This window comes from Sphingomonas flavida, from assembly GCF_036663655.1.
In the GTDB taxonomy this organism is placed as follows: Bacteria; Pseudomonadota; Alphaproteobacteria; order Sphingomonadales; family Sphingomonadaceae; genus Sphingomonas.
In genome coordinates, this window is the sequence record NZ_JAXOJH010000001.1 from 20,268 (window position 1) to 36,997 (window position 16,730).

Here is a 16,730-nt window from a genome sequence, read left to right on the forward strand (position 1 = left end):
GAAGGATGCCGACTTCGCATGGCGAAACCGGACGGTATTTGGGATGCCGTCCCCGATCGGGCGCGCACCTTCGACCTTTGTCGGTCAGCCCCGCCGCCTGAGGCCGATCGTGGTGCGGCGATATCCGCGGGGCAGGGACGTCGAATGGGACTGGCGCCTGACGGCTGCGCTGTCCTACGCCTTTGCCGATGGATTTGTCTTTGGGGCGACCTCGCAATGACCCGCGCGGATTTAATGACGATCTCCAGCAATGCGGGGTGGTGACGTGACGGAAGCGGCCGAGCAGGGCGATCTTCACCGCCGGTTGACCTCGGGTCAGTTGGCGATGATCGCGATCGGCGGCGCGATCGGTACGGGCCTGTTCCTGGGCAGCGGCCTGGCGATTGGCCTTGCCGGACCTGCGGTACTGATCAGCTATGCCATTGGCGGGGTCATTGCCCTCCTGCTGATGGGGTGTCTGGCCGAGATGACCGTCGCGCACCCGACCAGTGGTTCGTTCGGCGATCTGGCCGAGCATTATCTCGGCCCATGGGCCGGGTTCGTCGTACGCTATGCCTATTGGTCGGCGCTGGTGCTGGCGGTCGGCACCGAACTGACAGCGGTTGCGATCTACATGCAGTTCTGGTTGCCGACGATGCCCGGCTGGATTTGGATGCTGCTGTTCGGCACCGCGTTGCTGCTGGTGAACGCGGCCAGCGTCGGCCTGTTCGGCACGGTCGAATATATCTTCTCCGCGATCAAGATCGTCGCGATCCTCGGTTTTCTGCTCCTCGGCTCGCTGGTGGTCGCGCGGGCGCCTGCTGGATCGGCGATCGGCCTGGCGAATTACGTGTCCCATGGCGGCTTCCTGCCGCATGGGCTGGGCGGCCTTTGGAGTGCGGTCATCGTCTCCATCTTCAGCTATCTCAGCATCGAGATGATCGCCGTCGCGGCGGGCGAGGCCGTCGATCCCGAACGGGCGATCGTGCGGGCGTTTCGCGCCACGATGCTGCGGCTGGCGATCTTCTATCTCGGCACGCTGGCGTTGATGCTCGCGATCGTCCCCTGGACACAGGCCGGTACGGCATCGAGCCCGTTCGTCGCCGTGATGCTCGCGATCGGCATTCCGGGCGGGGCCGGTCTGCTCAACGCCGTGGTTCTGATCGCCGCGCTGTCGGCGATGAACAGCCAGCTCTACACCTCGACGCGCATGTTGTTCAGCCTTGCGCGGGCGCGGCAGGCACCCCGGCGCCTGGGTCGGGTGAGCCCCGCGGGGGTGCCGCTCATGGCGCTCCTCGCATCCGCGTTGGGTATCGCACCGGCGACGCTGCTGTACCTGATCGAGCCGCAGCGGGCTTTCGGCATCATGATCGGCATCTCTGCATTCGGTGCGATGTTCGCCTGGATGATGATCTTCCTGACGCACCTCGCCTTTCGGCGGCGCTCGGGGGCTGGCGAGCAGGGATTTCGCATGTGGGGCTATCCCTTCACCAGCATTGCCGGTGCGGCGGCGATGGCGGCCATCCTGCTTTCCACGCCCTTCACCGGCCCGTTCGCATCGACCTTGCTCTATGGTGTTCCGTTTCTGGTGCTCCTGTCGCTGAGCTATCTCTTCGTCAGGCGGACAAGCCCCGGCAACCTGCCCCGCGAATGACCCTCCGCTTTCGGAAGATCACCGTTCATAGGAACAGCCGCTTGCCGCTATCTGGGGCGGCGTGGCGGCCGTCGCTGCCCCTTGCTCCGGTGCGCATCGTTGCCATCATGCGCGGGAAGTAGCGGTCATTCACGATGTTCCTTGATACGTGTCCCGGCATCGTCCATCGCCTCGGCATTCAGGCGTGCACCGAGCAGCAGCGCCCAGGCGGACACCATCAGCCACAGCATCAGGACGACCGCGGCCGCCAGTGAGCCATAGGTGTCATCGAACCGCGCGACATGGGCGACATAAGCGCGGAAGAGGATGGTCGAGGCGAGCCACATCGTCACGCCCGCGATCGTCCCCGGCAACGCGTCACGCCACGCGATCGCCTCCTCGGCGGCCGAGCCATAACGATAGACCAGGATCAGACCGGCCCCCGCTCCCAAAGTGAGCGACCCGAACAGCGTCAGGGTCGAGACAAGCCGCGCACCGGGCAGGCCGTCGGGCACATAGCTTTGCAGGAAGGCCAGGACCGACAGCGAGGCGAGGGCGGTCAGTACGAGCGCCGCGCAGCCCAGCGCCAGAAGCGTGGATACAAGCTGCCGCCGCAGACCGCGCCGCTCGACTTCGATACGATAGGCCAGGTTGATGCCGTGGAGAAGCGACCGCCCGGCACGCCGCGCGCTGAACACCGCAATGCCGACCGACACCAGCAGCGTCGCGATCGAGGCGCGGTCGATGTTGAGTGCGTTGTGCAATCCCCGGATCACGATCTGTCGCGCCTCGAGCGGCATGATCGCGGTCAGTGTCGCCAGATTGCGCGCGACCGTCGCGGGCGGCACGAACAGGCTATAGGCAAGGGTGATCATGCCGACCAGCGGGATGATGGCCAGAAAGGCCGCGAAGGCGATCGAGCTGGCGGCGATGCCGAAATCGTCGCGCAGGCCGCTGCGGACCGTTCGGAACGACAAAATGGCCCATCGCAGCAAATGCGACGAAAACCTCGTCCGGCCCCTGCCGGCAAGCAGCCGGATAGCCCATGCCATATCGCGATACCCCCGTTCGATCCCGATGCCCTCAACCGGGTGTATAGGGCCGTAACGATCATCGTCGCTTTCGGTGGCATCGACATCCGAAACGAATGGGCAGCGCGGTCATCTGGGGGCAGGGGACGGATGCCGCAGCGGCTTTCGACAGTGGCCTACACTCGCCCGGCTATATCCCGCAGGGCGGCGACCAGGTGGTCGATATCGGCCATGCTGGTAAACAGGAAAGGCGTCACCCGGACGCAGGCGCCCTTGGCCACGCCCGTCCGGTGCACCGTGAAGATACGATGCCGGTCGAGCAGTTGCCGGGTGATGGCGGCGTTGGCCTCCGGGCTGGTGGCGCCGTTTAGGCGAAACGACGTGATGGCGCCGTGCATCGCGGTGTCATCGGGCGTCAGTACCTCCAGACCCGGAATGGCGCGGGCCTGCCGAACCCAGTGGTCGCGCAAAGCCCGCAGCCGCGCGGCGCGGGCGGCACGGTCGATCCGCTGCTGAAAGGCAAGCGCGGCGGGGGCGGTGAGCTAGGCGGCATAGTCGAGCGTCCCCGTATGGATACGCGCCATGACGGTGTCGGGCCCGTCGGTCGGCTCGGCCGGATCGCGATCGATGCGGGCGAGCGCGGCTTTGCGGATATGAAGGATCCCAAGGCCGAGCGGCGCGCCCAGCCATTTGTGGCCGTTCAGCCCGACGAAATCGCAATCGAGATCGGGCAGCGCGAAATCGAGCTGCTGCCAGCTATGCGCCGCGTCGACGATCACGTCGATGCCGCGCGCGCGCGCCATGGCGGCGATTTCCCGCACTGGAATGACCAGCCCCGTCCGGTGGCTGAGATGGGTGAGCAGGATCAGCTTCAGCCGGGGTTCGTCGGCCATGACCTGTGCATAGGCGTCGATCACGTTGGCACGGGTCGCCGGTTCGGGCAGGGCGATACGGCGGACCCGGACGCCGCGACGCCGGGCCAGGCTCTCCATGCACGCCTGCATGCTGTCATAATCGAGATCGGCGTACAGGATCGTGTCGCCCGCGCTGAGGCGATTATAGCCGAGGATCAAGGCCTTCAACGCCTCGGTCGCGTTGCGCGTGAAGGCGATCTCGTCGGCGGGCACGCCCAGCTCGCCGGCGATGGCGGTGCGCGCGGCGGCAAGGTCGGCCACCATCCCGCGCCGGGCATAATAGCTTGTGTCGCGGTTCACCCGCGCGACGGCCTGTTCATAGGCGGCCTGGACCGGGCGTGCCATCGGCCCCCAATTCCCGTTTTCCAGCTGTATGACGTCCGCCGGAACGTCATATTCACCGGCCACCCTTGCCCAGAAGCCCTCGTCGTCGGCCGCCGGGTGCGCCAATGGCTCGGCGCGCGTCGTCAGGGGCAGGGTGGCGGCCATCCCGCCCGCCAGCAACGCGCGCCGATCGATCATCAGAAGCTCACCCCGAGCCGAACGTAGTAACGGCCGCCATCGGTATCGTAGGGGGCGTTGCGCGAATAGATCAGACCGCGATTGGCCTGGTTGGTCGCCTCGGCCGGATAGGTGCCGAAGACGTTCTCCGCTCCGCCCCGGATCGAGATACTGGGCGTCATCCGGTAAGTGAGCGACGCGTCGAACAGGGCGATGCCGCCGAACCGCTGGAACAGCTCGCCGGTCGCATTGCCGGTCACGTCGGTCCACGGCCCGTAATAGCGACCGCGCAGCATCACGCCCACGGGGCCGATGTCGTAACCCAGCGTGCCGGTCGCATTATGCTGCGGCAGGCGTTCCTGGAAGATGCGCCGCTGCGTGTCGTTGGCGATCGCCGCGCTGTTGCCGCTGCGCACCGTGGTGCGGTTGTAGTTATACGCCAGCGTGGCGCTCGCCCGGCCGGTTCCGAGCGACCGGGCATAGCTCACCACGACGTCGACGCCCCGCGTGCGGGTGTTGAAGTCGTTGGTGAAATAGCTGATCGACGTGAAACGGTTGGGGTTGGGCAGGCTGGCCGGAATGGCGATCGTCGCCGACTGGCTGAAGCGATCGTCGACATCGATCTGATAGAGGTCGAGCGTCGCGCCGAGCCCGATATGCGTCTGCGCGACGAGGCCCGCGCTGATGTTGCGCGACGTTTCGGGACGCAGCGGCTTGGCCCCGAGCGCGACGGCCAGCGTATCGCTGGGGGCGAGACGCCCCTGGTTGAACACCTGCAGCGTGCGGGTGTCGAGGCCCTGGCTCACCACGCGGGTGTTGAGCTGCGCCGGGGTCGGCGCGCGGAATCCGGTGGAATAGGTGCCGCGCAGCGCCAGCCACTCGACCGGCTCGACCCGGCCGGAGAATTTATAGGTGAACTTGTCGCCGAAGCTCGAGAAATCCTCGTAACGGCCCGCCGCGCCCAGCGTCAGCATCGTGATCGGATGCCAGGCGAGGTCGACGTAACCGGCATTGCTCGTCTGCTGGAAATTGCCCGCCTGTTGCGGACCGAAGCCGGGGAAGCCGTTGGAATTGGGGGCCAGGCCCGTCGCCGCCCCCGCACCGATCGCATAGGAGGCGGGGTCGCCGACGCCGACCGCATAACGCTCGATCCGCCGTTCACCGCCAAAGGCGATGTTGAGCGGTTCCACGCCGCCCACGGGCAGGCGATAGACGAAGTCGGCGTTCAGGTTCGTCTCGCGCTGCGTCAGGCGGCCGAGATAGAAGCTGGTCGGACTGGAGGGCCCAAGCGAGGCGTTGAGGGTCTGCGAAATCGTATAGTCGATGCGGCTGCGCCCGGCCGAGGCGCTGAGGTCGTAGCTCAGCGCGTCCGACAGGTTGCCCCGCAGCCCGCTGACGAGTTGCAGGTCGGCGAATTGCGTACCGAAACGCGGCGTGAAGCCCGCCGGATAGATGCTGCGAAAGGTGAAGCCGGGAAAGGCGCTGCTGGCGTTGTAGACGCTGCCGGTGTTGCTGGGGTTGCGCCAGTTGAAGTCGGTCAGCCCCTCACCCTGCTGCACTGTGCCGAAGGCATAGACGGTCGCCGCATCGGCCAGGTCATAGTGCATGTCCACCGCACCACGTACGCGCTCCTCGTCGGGCTGGCCCCAGCGCTGGACCGGATTGGGAACGGCGAGCGTCGGATTTGCCGTCTGGAAGGCGATGGCGTCGGGGCGCTGGCGGGTGCGTGAGGTCGCTTCGCCATGCTCGAACTGGCCGGTGAAGACGATGGCGCCCTTGTCGTCCAGCGCGATGCCGCCGCGTGCGCCGGACTGATAGTTGTTGCCGTCACCGGCATAATATTGGCTGAACTGGCCATAGGCTTCCATCCCCGGCTGGTCGTCGAGGATGATGTTGACGACGCCCGCGATCGCGTCGGAGCCGTATTGCGCCGACGCACCGTCACGCAGCACCTCGATACGCTTGATCGCGAGGGCAGGGATACTGGCCAGGTCGGGCGCCTGCGCACCACGCGTGCCGAGCAGCGCCGAGCGGTGATAGCGTTTGCCGTTGACGAGGACGAGCGTCTGGTCGGCGGACAGGCCGCGGAGCGTCGCCGGGCGAACGAACGCCTGGCCGTCCGCTGCGGGCAGCCGCTGGACGTTGAAGGAGGGCAGAAGCTGGGCCAGCGCGGTGTTGAGATCGCCCGACGCGCTGGACCGTATCAACGCCTCCGGCAGCACGTCGACGGGCGCGAGCGTGTCGAACTGGGTACGCCCCCGCTCGCGCGTGCCGGTGACCACGACATCGTCGCCCGTCGGCGCATCCGCCACCGTCTGGTCGGACCCGGAAGCCGCAGGCGACACGGTGTTCTGCGCGAAGACCACAGGCGCGAACAGAATTTGCAACGCCACGACGGCGCTGGCTGTAGCGAATTTCATGATGGTGCTTTCCCCCCAGGGGCCGCTCTTCCCGGCTCCCGTGGGCGGCGCGCTAAAAGGGTTTCGTGACACTGTGACTTCGATTTCGAGTCACTGCCGTTTCGGAAATGTGAAGATCGTCAGTCAGCATCAGCGCTCGGATGGCGTGACCATTCCTCCCCTCGCAGGGGAGGTGGCGCGCCGCAGGCCTGACGCAGGGGTGTCGCAGGCCGAGAGGTTGGACTCAACCGACGACCAATGACACCCCTCCACCGTGCTTCGGATGGTCTTGCAGGCGGAAAAAGCGCCGCATCACGGACGGGCGCAGTCGATCAGGCAGGCGATCAGCGTGTCGCTGCCGGGCTTCACATTTTCCTGATGCAGTGTTCTGGCGCAGACCGAGCCCAGCGAGATGATCATGAACGCCTGGGCAAGCTTGCGATGCTCGTCATTGATCGAGTCGCTTCCCATCAGGCCCGCAAAGGCCCGGCTGATATTTTCGAACGCCCGCTCGCGCACGTCGAGGAAGATCGCCCTGATCCGATCGTTGCGGGCCGCCTCCGCCGCGATCTCCAGGAACAGGCGGTCGCTGGCATCGTCCTTGCGGCACGGGTTTCCGACCAGCCAGGCGATGATCCCCTCGCGGTCCTTGGTCGACAATGCGGCGTTGAGCGTATTCTGGTCAGCGATGCGTTCGCAATCCGCCGCCACGATGGCGGCGATGATGTCCTCTTTCGATGGAAAGTCGCGGTACAGCTGCTGCACGGCGACGCCCGATTCCTTGGCGATCGCGGCGATGCCGGTGGCGTGAAAGCCATTCTCCACAAACAGGCGACGCGCTACCTCCTTGATATTGCACCGACGCAACTCCGCGCGGGTGGGAAGCGAGCACTTGGTATTCGACACGACGGAACCTCTCTCAAGCATGTTGACGCACTCGAATGGCGGGTCTAACGACGTGCTTTGTGAGTGATCGCTCTCATACAATTTAGCAAGCGGGAAATGATATGTCTTCCAATCGGCTTATGGGTCGTGTGTTGGCATCGGCCGCCCTGCTGGCCCTGGCCGCTTGCGGCAGCGGTGGCAAGCAGCAGCAGCAGGCGGCGCAGGGACCGGCACCGGTCGCTTATGTGGTGGCCAAGGAACAGCCTGTCACCCTGACGACCGAATTGCCGGGCCGGACGGCCGCCTTCGAAACCTCGGACGTCCGCCCCCAGGTCAATGGCCTGATCACCCAGCGGCTGTTCGTCGAGGGAGACGTGGTTCGCGAAGGCCAGCCGCTCTACCGAATCGACCCGGCCCCGTATCAGGCCCAGGTGGCCAGCGCCCGCGCCGCGCTGACCCGCGCCCGCGCCAGCATCGCGTCCACCGCAGCACTCGCACGCCGTTACGGCGAACTGGTCAAGATCAACGCGATCGCCCGCCAGGAGGTCGAGAACGCCCAGACCAGCGCGGACCAGGCCCGCGCCGATGTCGCCGCGCAGCAGGCCGCGCTGCGCACCGCCGAGATCGATCTGGCCCGCACCACCATCCGTGCGCCGATCACCGGCCGGATCGGCCGGTCGGTCTTCACCACCGGCGCGCTGGTTTCCGCCTCGCAGACGGGCGCGCTGGCGACCATCCAGCGGCTGGACCCCATCTATGTCGATATCCAGGAGCCGAGCGCCGAGTTGCTGAAGCTGCGGCGGCAGATCATGAGCGGCCAGCTGACCCGCGACGGCAATGCCCGCGTCAAGCTGACGCTCGAGGATGGCAGCGAGTACGGGCCGCAGGGCACGTTGCGCTTCGCCGACGTCACCGTCGATCCGACCACGGGATCGCAGGTGATCCGCGCGCTGTTCCCCAATCCCAACGGCCTTTTGCTGCCCGGCATGTTCGTGCGCGCCTCGCTGGTCGAGGGAACGCGGTCCAACGCCATGCTGGTGCCGCAGCGCGCGGTCAGCCGCGACGAGAAGGGCCAGGCGACCGTGATGGTGATCGGTGCAGGCAACAAGGTCGAGGGTCGTACGCTCCAGACCGGCCGGTCGATCGGCGACAACTGGCTGGTGACCGGCGGCCTGAAGCCCGGCGACAAGATCATCGTCGAAGGCGGCATGATGCTGCGTCCCGGCATGCCCGTGCAGGGCAAGCCATGGGACCCCAATGCCAAGCCCGCCGGCGCACAGCCGCAAGCGGGCAAGCCCCAGGCTCAGGCCCAAGCACAGGCGAAGTAACCAGCCATGTCACGCTATTTCATCGATCGCCCGATCTTCGCCTATGTGCTGGCGGTGCTGGTCGTCATCGCCGGCCTGTTGTCGCTGCGCACGCTGCCGATCGCGCAGTTCCCGGCGATCGCACCGCCCGCGGTGTCGATCACGGCCAATTATCCGGGCGCCGACGCGCAGACGCTGGAGAACACCACCACCCAGATCATCGAGCAGCAGATGAAGGGGATCGACCACCTTCGCTACTTCTCGTCCTCGTCCTCCTCGGCGGGCAGCGTGACGATCACGCTGACCTTCGAACAGGGGACCGATCCCGACATCGCGCAGGTGCAGGTCCAGAACAAGCTGCAGGCGGCGACCCCGCTGCTGCCGCAGGAGGTCCAGCGCCAGGGCATCATCGTCGCCAAGGCGACGCAGAATTTCCTGCTGTTCGTCGGTCTCTATTCCGAGAACGGCAAGCACAACGCCGACGACTTGGCCGACATCGTCGCCTCGCGGATTTCCGATCCGCTGTCGCGCGTCACCGGCGTCGGCGATACCCAGATCTTCGGCTCGCAATATGCGATGCGCATCTGGGTCGACCCGATCAAGCTGAACAACTATGCGCTGACCATGGCGGACGTGACCAACGCGGTCACGGCGCAGAACGCGCAGGTCTCGGCGGGCCAGATCGGCGCGCAGCCCGCGCCGAAGGAACAGATGCTCAACGCCACCGTCTCGGTGTCGTCGCGGCTGACCTCGCCCGAACAGTTCGCCAAGATCCGCCTCAAGAGCAACACCGACGGCTCGATCGTCCGCCTGAGCGACGTCGCGCGGGTCGAGATCGGCGCGGAGAATTACGCCTTCTCGGCGCAGTGGAACGGCAAGCCCGCCTCGGGCATCGGCATCAAGCTGGCGCCGGGCGCCAACGCGCTGGACACCGTCGTCGCGGTCAAGGAGCGGGTGAACGAGCTCGCCAAGACCTTCCCGTCGGACGTCAAGGTCATCTTCCCCTACGACACCTCGCCGTTCGTGCGCCTGTCGATCGAGCAGGTCATCGAGACGCTGGTCGAGGCGGTCGTGCTCGTCTTCCTCGTGATGTTCCTGTTCCTCCAGAATTTCCGCGCCACGCTGATCCCGACGATCGCGGTGCCGGTGGTGCTGACGGGCACGTTCGCGGTGCTGGCGGCGTTCGGCTATTCGATCAACACGCTGACCCTGTTCGGCATGGTGCTGGCCATCGGCCTGTTGGTCGATGACGCCATCGTCGTGGTCGAGAATGTCGAGCGGCTGATCACCACCGAGCATCTGTCGCCGAAGGAAGCGGCGCGAAAGTCGATGGACGAGATCACCGGCGCGCTGATCGGCATCGCCGCGGTGCTGTCCGCCGTGTTCCTGCCGATGGCGTTCTTCGGCGGGTCGACCGGCGTCATCTATCGCCAGTTCTCGATCACCATCGTCTCGGCCATGGTGCTGTCGGTCGCGGTCGCGCTGATCCTGACGCCCGCGCTGTGCGCCACCATCCTGAAACCGCACGATCCCAACAAGGGCGAGGGCCATGGTCCGCTGGCGCGCTTCTTCCGCTGGTTCAACGACCGGTTCGACCGGGGTCGCGACCGGTATGAGAAGGGCGCACGCTCCACTGCGCGTCGCTGGGGCCGCTCGCTGATCGTCTATGCGCTGATCGTCGCGGGCATGGTCGTGCTGTTTGTGCGACTGCCCAGCGGCTTTCTTCCCGATGAGGATCAGGGCGTGATGATCGCTCTGGTCCAGGGACCGCCGGGCTCGACCACGGCGCGCACGCAGAAGGGCCTCGACCTGGTCCGCGATCACTTCCTGAGCGATGCGGGCGGTGCCATTCGCGGCGTCTATACGATCAACGGGTTCAGCTTTGCGGGGCAGGGCCAGAATAGCGGCATCGCCTTCATTCCGATGAAGGAATGGAAGGACCGACCCGGCGCGGAGAACAAGGCGCAGGCGATCGTCGGCCGGGCGATGGGTGCGTTCGCGCGCTACAGCGACGGCCTGATCTTCGCGATCATCCCGCCTGCCGTCCAGGAACTGGGCAACGCCACCGGCTTCGACATGCAGCTGGTCGACGAAGGCGGGATCGGCCACGACAAGCTGCTCGCCGCGCGCAACATGTTGCTCGGCATGGCGTCGCAGAACAAGGCGCTGGTCGGCGTGCGTCCCAACGCGCTCGACGATGCGCCGCAGCTGAAGGTCGATGTCGACCAGGACAAGGCGCGCGCGCTGGGCCTGGACCTGTCGACCGTCAACAACACGATCGCGACCGCCTGGGGCGGGTCCTATGTCAACGACTTCATCGACCGGGGCCGCGTGAAGCGCGTCTATATCCAGGCCGATGCCGCCTATCGCATGGCGCCCGAGGATATCGGCGACCTGTATGTGCGCGGGGACACCGGCACGATGGCGCCGTTCACCGCCTTCTCGTCGGTCGCCTGGAAGCAGGGGCCGATGCAGCTGACCCGCTATAACGGCCAGCCGTCGATGGAAATCCTGGGCCAGGCCGCACCGGGCGTCTCGTCCGGCGCCGCGATCAAGGCGATGGAGGAAATGCAGGCCAAGCTGCCGCCCGGCACCCGCCTCGACTGGACCGGCCTCAGCTATGAGGAACAGCTGTCCGGCGGTCAGGCGCCCGCGCTCTACGGCCTGTCGCTGCTGATCGTCTTCCTGTGCCTTGCCGCGCTGTATGAAAGCTGGTCGGTGCCGGTCTCGGTCATGCTGGTCGTGCCGCTGGGCGTGGTCGGCGCGCTGCTCGCCGCGCTTCTGACGGGCCTGAACAACGACATCTATCTGCAGGTCGGCCTGATCACCACGATCGGCGTGTCGGCGAAGAACGCGATCCTGATCGTCGAATTCGCCGAGGAGCGGATGCGCGAGGGGTATAATGCCTTCGACGCGGCGATCGAGGCGGCCAAGCTGCGCCTGCGACCGATCCTGATGACCAGCCTCGCCTTCATCTTCGGCGTGTTCCCGCTGGCCATCGCCAATGGCGCGGGCGCGGGTGGGCAGAACGCCATCGGTCGCGCGGTGGTGGGCGGCATGTTTTCGGCGACGATCCTGGCGATCTTCTTCGTGCCGATGTTCTTCGTCGTCGTCATGCGCCTGTTCGATCGCGGAAAGGGTGACAAGCCCCAGGGCGACGTGCGTCATCCCGATGATGCACGGCCCGACCATGGCGAACCGGGCTCGCCATCCATGCCGCAGGGAGTTTGATCGATGATCCGTTCCAAATCCGCACTCGCCCTGCTGGCCGCCAGCGCGCTCGCCGGGTGCAATTTCGCCCCAAAATATATTCGCCCCGTGGGGGCCGTCCCGGCGACGCTGCCCCAGGACGGCATCTATCCGGCCGCGGCGTCCGACGCCCCCGACGTGACGAAGATCGGATGGCAGTCGTTCTTCACCGACGATCGCCTGCGCCGCACCATCGCGATGGGGCTGGAGAATAACCGCGACCTGCGCATCGCGGCGGCCAATGTGCTGCAGGCCAGGGCGCAGTACCGCATCCAGCGGGCGGACCTGGTCCCCTCGACGACCCTGTCGGGCTCCGCGACCTATACCAACAACATCCAGGGCGCGACCGGCGCGCTGGGCGGTGCGGCCGGTGGCGGCACCGGGACGGGTACGGGCGGGGGTACGGGAACCGGCACAGGCACGGGGACCGGTGCCGGGACCGGCGGCGGCACCGGCCTGGGCGTCGGGGTCGGGGCCTCGTCGCCTAACCTGGAATTCTACTCGGTCAATGCCGGTTTCTCGGCCTTCGAGCTCGATTTGTTCGGCCGTGTCCGCAATCTCAATCGTGCCGCGCTCGAGCAGTATTTCGCGACCGAGGAGGCCCAGCGCGCGACCCGTATCAGCCTGATCGCCGAGATCGCGACGGCGTGGCTGACCTATGCCTCCGATCAGGACCAGCTCCGCATCTCGCAGGAATCGCTGACCTCGTTCGGCAAGTCGCTCGAATTGACGCGGGCGCAGTTCCGGATCGGCGTCGCCTCCGAACTGGAGGCGCGGCAGGCCGAAACCACTTATCAGGGCGCGCGCAACGACATCGCCGTCCTGAAGACGCGGGTGGCGCAGGACAAGAACGCGCTCGACCTGCTGGTCGGCGCGCCCGTGGTCGCCGAGCTGCTGCCCCAGGGGCTGGGCGACGGCAATGCGGCCTTGCCGCTGTTGCCCACCGGCCTGTCCTCCGAGATACTGTTGCGTCGGCCCGACGTCATTCAGGCCGAGCATCAGCTGATCGCGCAGAACGCCAATATCGGCGCGGCGCGTGCGGCGATGTTCCCCCGCATCTCGCTGACCGCCACGCTCGGCACGATCAGCACCGCGCTCAGCGGCCTCTTCGCGGGCGGCAGCTTCACCTATACGGGTGCACCGGCGGTATCGTTGCCGCTGTTCGACGGCGGGCGGCTGCGCGGCAATCTCGACGTCGCCCGCGCCCAGCAGCAGGCGGCCGTCTCGACCTATGAAAAGACGGTCCAGACCGCGTTCCGCGAGGTCGCCGATGCCCTGGCCCAGCGCGGCACCATCGACGAGCAGATCGCGGCCCAGACGGCACGGGTGGAGGCGGCGAACGTCGCTTTCAAAATTTCGGATGCGCGTTACCGCACGGGGGTCACGTCCTTCCTGACGACGCTCGACTCTCAGCGCACCGCCTATTCGGCGCAGCAGCTGCTGGTCACGACCCGGCTCAATCGCGAGAGCAATATGGTCGAGCTGTACCGGTCGCTGGGCGGCGGGCTGAATTAAGGACCAAACGACGTTCAGGCTACCCCCCTTGAATTCCTCCGCTGCAAGGGGAAGGGGGGGGCATGGTGGCGGGGTGTCGAGGGGCGTGAGGTTTGACCAACCTCTCAAGGCCGGGACACCCCTCCGTCAGGCCTTCGGCCTGCCACCTCCCCTTACAGGGGAGGAATGAAATGGATGTTGACTGGCCATAGGCGCCATGAGCGGCGGTCCCAGCAGTCGGATCGGAGAACGTCCCGTCCCGTGGTTACGCGGCCCGCATGGCGGGGGACGCACGTAAATCATCGGAGCGATACGCCGGTGATCGGGGTGCGGGAGCCGTATCCACATTGAAGCGCATGACCGATGCCATCAGCGTCCCGCATTCCTGGGCGAGCAGGCTGGCGGCCGCGGTCGATTCCTCGACCATTGCGGCATTCTGCTGCGTGACCGAGTCGATTTCCCCGATCGCGATATTGACCTGGCCCAGGCTGTGCGCCTGCTGTTCGGACGAGCGGGCGATGACGTCGACGACGGTGCTGACGTCCGACACCTTGCCGATGATCCGGTGCAGCGCGTTGCCGGTCTCGTCGACCAGCACGACGCCCGATTTGACATGCTCGATCGCCGACAGGATGCGTGCCTTGACGTCCGACGCAGCGGCGGCGGAACGCTGCGCCAGCGCGCGGACTTCGGAGGCGACGACCGCGAAGCCCTTGCCCGCATCGCCCGCGCGTGCCGCCTCGACACCCGCATTGAGTGCGAGCAGGTTGGTCTGGAACGCGATGCCGTCGATGACGGTGATGATGTCGACGATCTCGCGGCTGGCCTGGTCGATGCCGTTCATCGCCGCGATCGACTTGGTGACGATCTCGCCGCCCTTTTCGGCCTCGTCGCGCGCCTCGGTCACCGCGCGATTGGCCTGGCTGGCGCTGGCGGCGCCGTCGCGCACGCCCTGGGTGATCTCGCCCACGGCGGCCGCCGTTTCGCGCAGGCTCGCCGCCTGCTGCTCGCTGCGGGCCGAGAGATTGTCGGTGGCCTGACGGATTTCCTCGATGTTGGAGCGGATCGTGCCCGCACTGCCGCGCACGTCGCTGGTCAGGCCCGACAGGTTCTGGATCGCCCGGTTGAAGTCGGCCGCCAGCTCGTGGAACGACGGCGGCAGGCCGGTCAGGCGGACGGTCAGGTCCGCCTCCGACAGGCTGTGCAGGCCAGCGCCGATTGCCTGAAGGGCCTGGTCCCGCTCTTGATCGTCTCGGACCTTGGCCGTGGCGGCATCGCGGAAGATGACGACGGCGCGGGCCATGTCGCCCAGTTCGTCGCCCCGCTCGCTGCCGGGCACCTCGATATCGTTGCGACCGCGCGCCAGTTCGGCCATCAGCCGGGTCAGGGCGGTCACCGGCCGGGCGATGCTGCGGCTGAGCAACATCTGGAAAGTGATGACGACGCCGATCAGCATCACGCCGCCCACGATCAGGGCGATGATGGCGGTGCTGATCGCGTGCTCCTGCGAGGCCGCGTTGCTGGCGATCGCGGCGGTTTCCTGTTCGCGAATCGCGCGAAGCGGCAAGACGATGTCGCTGGTCAGCACGGCCTTGCCCGCGTCGCGGACCGCCTGCTGCGCTTCGTCGCGTCGTCCGTCCTTGACCCAGCGGGTCAGCCGGTCGCTCCAGTCATGGCGCCACTTCGCCGTTTCGGCATGGGATTTGGCCACCAGCGCCAGTTCGGTCTGGTCGGTCAGCATCGCGGTCAGGTCGCGACTGGTGGTGTCGTAATCCTTGCGCGCTTCTTCATAGGATTTCAGGTAGCTTTTGTCGGCCGTGACCAGAAAGCCGCGCAACTGACTGTTTTCGCGCAGGATCGACGTCTCCAGGGTCAGCGCCTTGGCATAGACGTCCTGGGCGTGGTTGTTCCGCTGCGTCGCGTTGCGGATTTCCCAGATGTTGGTGAAGAAGACGATCGTCATGATCGCGGCCGACAAGCTCACGATCAGGAACGACACACCCAGCTTCTTGGGAATGTTCATGTTCGTCAGCATCATGAATTCTTCTCAACAGATCGGTCGGACGCCGATGTGCAAGGATCGACGAGTCCGTCGGTACGACCGGCGCTGGCCTGCAACGGCCTGTATCCTGGCGTGACGAGTACCAAATTCGACGGTGGCACTGTTATTGCCCGATGCTCGCTCGTCATGACCCCCCACGCTGAACTTCGTTTTGCTGGCTAAGTCGTAGATTTGCACCGTTAATTATGGATGAAGCCGCCAAATATTGTCCGCGACGGGGCAAATTTTAGACGTCGAGCCATTCGAGCCATGCGCCGTAAGGGTGGCAGTACGCCAGCACCCGGTCGCGGCCGTCCGGCCAGGAGCGCAGGCGCAGTTCGACGCGGTCGCGCGCAGCATTCCATTCGAAGCCTATACAGGCAAAGGGCCGGGCTTCCGTCGCGGCTGCCCCGGCCTGTTGCAGGCTCGCCTCGATCGTCGCGCGGCTTGCGGCGCCCAGATATTGCAGCACCATCGAATGCAGCACGACGCGGTGCCGATGATCGGCACCGGGCGCGGCCAGTCGGTCCGCCAGCCAGATCGCGGCATCGCCGGTATCGAGCTGGGGCGGATGCCGCCGTGCGATGTCGAGCGCGCGATCCAGGCGGCGGGCGCGGTCGGGCTGGTCGGCGAAGATGAAAGAGGCCAGCCGCTCGCAGGCCGCCGGGTCGTTTACGTCGAGCGGATGGAGATCGACGCCGCGTGCCTGCGCGACGGTCACGATCGCAGCGGGCGGCGGCGGGCCGCGCCACTCGGGTGCGATCCGCACCGTCGAGGCCGCATCGCCCGTGCGGACCCCGCCCAGTTCATAGGCATAGCGTGCCAGATTGAGGTTCAACCCGGCGCTCGCCCCGATCTCGAACAGGTGGAAGGGGTGGCCATGGTCCGTCGCCAGGACCATGAGCGCGGCGTGGAAGCCAGCGGCGCGGCCGATCTCATTGGTTTGCGGAACGCGCAGCAGCCAGTCGACCAGGAATTCGTCATGGCTGGCCAGCGCCAGCGCGACCGCCTCGTCGAAACGGGCATGTTCTCCGGCGTAAAGGGCGGCAAGCTCGGGCTCCGCCCCTCGCCGGGCAAGAGCGTGCAGCGCGGCATTGATCCGCATGGCGATCGCCGAAGAGGCGGCGGTGTCTCCCCATGACCGGATCAGTGCGGCGCTGAGCGGTGCCTTGTCCAGTTGTCGGTCGACCGCTGCCAGCAGATCGGCGACGAAGGGCGTGCCGATCGCCCGCATGACCTGGGACTGGCGGTGCAATTCACTCGGCAACCCAGCCGGTTCGTTCGAACCCAGACCCAT

General features: G+C 66.5%; 11 protein-coding genes. 4 read left to right on the plus strand and 7 right to left on the minus strand.

Annotated features, from left to right (window positions below; genetic code table 11):
- Positions 1-265 precede the first annotated feature (265 nt).
- Positions 266-1,633, plus strand: coding sequence for an amino acid permease (locus U1703_RS00105; RefSeq protein WP_332784072.1), 1,368 nt, complete (start codon positions 266-268; stop codon positions 1,631-1,633).
- A gap of 125 nt (positions 1,634-1,758) precedes the next feature.
- On the opposite strand, the gene U1703_RS00110 is transcribed toward U1703_RS00105, so the two are convergent.
- The 5 genes from U1703_RS00110 to U1703_RS00125 all read right to left on the minus strand — a co-directional run bounded on the left by U1703_RS00110 (position 1,759) and on the right by U1703_RS00125 (position 7,363).
- Complete coding sequence (locus U1703_RS00110) at positions 1,759-2,607, minus strand: YihY/virulence factor BrkB family protein (protein WP_332784073.1); 849 nt, start codon at positions 2,605-2,607, stop codon at positions 1,759-1,761.
- A 212-nt stretch (positions 2,608-2,819) separates the two neighbouring features.
- Positions 2,820-3,113 carry an aminotransferase class V-fold PLP-dependent enzyme gene (locus U1703_RS18955; protein WP_443025739.1) on the minus strand — a complete coding sequence of 98 codons (294 nt, stop codon included), beginning with the start codon at positions 3,111-3,113 and terminating at the stop codon, positions 2,820-2,822.
- 72 nt (positions 3,114-3,185) lie between these two features.
- Positions 3,186-4,079, minus strand: coding sequence for an aminotransferase class V-fold PLP-dependent enzyme (locus U1703_RS00115; protein WP_443025740.1), 894 nt, complete (start codon positions 4,077-4,079; stop codon positions 3,186-3,188).
- Positions 4,079-6,478, minus strand: a complete 2,400-nt coding sequence (locus U1703_RS00120; protein WP_332784074.1) for a TonB-dependent receptor plug domain-containing protein — start codon at positions 6,476-6,478, stop codon at positions 4,079-4,081. The genes U1703_RS00115 and U1703_RS00120 overlap by 1 nt, the downstream gene beginning before the upstream one ends.
- A gap of 291 nt (positions 6,479-6,769) precedes the next feature.
- A complete protein-coding gene (locus tag U1703_RS00125; RefSeq protein ID WP_332784075.1) occupies positions 6,770-7,363 on the minus strand; it encodes a TetR/AcrR family transcriptional regulator in 594 nt (197 codons plus the stop codon).
- Between the two features lie 101 nt (positions 7,364-7,464).
- Here U1703_RS00125 and U1703_RS00130 point away from each other — a divergent pair, with 101 nt between their 5' ends.
- Genes U1703_RS00130 through U1703_RS00140 form a run of 3 tightly spaced genes read left to right on the plus strand, consistent with a single transcriptional unit; the run spans position 7,465 to position 13,413 of the window.
- Entirely contained in the window at positions 7,465-8,670 is a 1,206-nt protein-coding gene (locus U1703_RS00130; protein WP_332784076.1) for an efflux RND transporter periplasmic adaptor subunit, read from the plus strand.
- A gap of 6 nt (positions 8,671-8,676) precedes the next feature.
- The gene (locus U1703_RS00135; RefSeq protein ID WP_332784077.1) at positions 8,677-11,880 is read left to right on the plus strand and encodes an efflux RND transporter permease subunit; all 3,204 of its coding nucleotides are present in this window, start codon (positions 8,677-8,679) and stop codon (positions 11,878-11,880) included.
- 3 nt (positions 11,881-11,883) lie between these two features.
- Entirely contained in the window at positions 11,884-13,413 is a 1,530-nt protein-coding gene (locus tag U1703_RS00140) for an efflux transporter outer membrane subunit (RefSeq protein WP_332784078.1), read from the plus strand.
- Between the two features lie 244 nt (positions 13,414-13,657).
- Here U1703_RS00140 and U1703_RS00145 read toward each other — a convergent pair whose 3' ends face one another.
- Together U1703_RS00145 and U1703_RS00150 are read right to left on the minus strand one after the other, a co-directional pair.
- Positions 13,658-15,430 (minus strand): HAMP domain-containing methyl-accepting chemotaxis protein, encoded by a 1,773-nt coding sequence (locus tag U1703_RS00145; protein ID WP_332784079.1) that lies wholly within the window; start codon positions 15,428-15,430, stop codon positions 13,658-13,660.
- Between the two features lie 250 nt (positions 15,431-15,680).
- Complete coding sequence (locus U1703_RS00150; protein ID WP_332784080.1) at positions 15,681-16,688, minus strand: DUF2332 domain-containing protein; 1,008 nt, start codon at positions 16,686-16,688, stop codon at positions 15,681-15,683.
- Positions 16,689-16,730 lie beyond the last annotated feature (42 nt).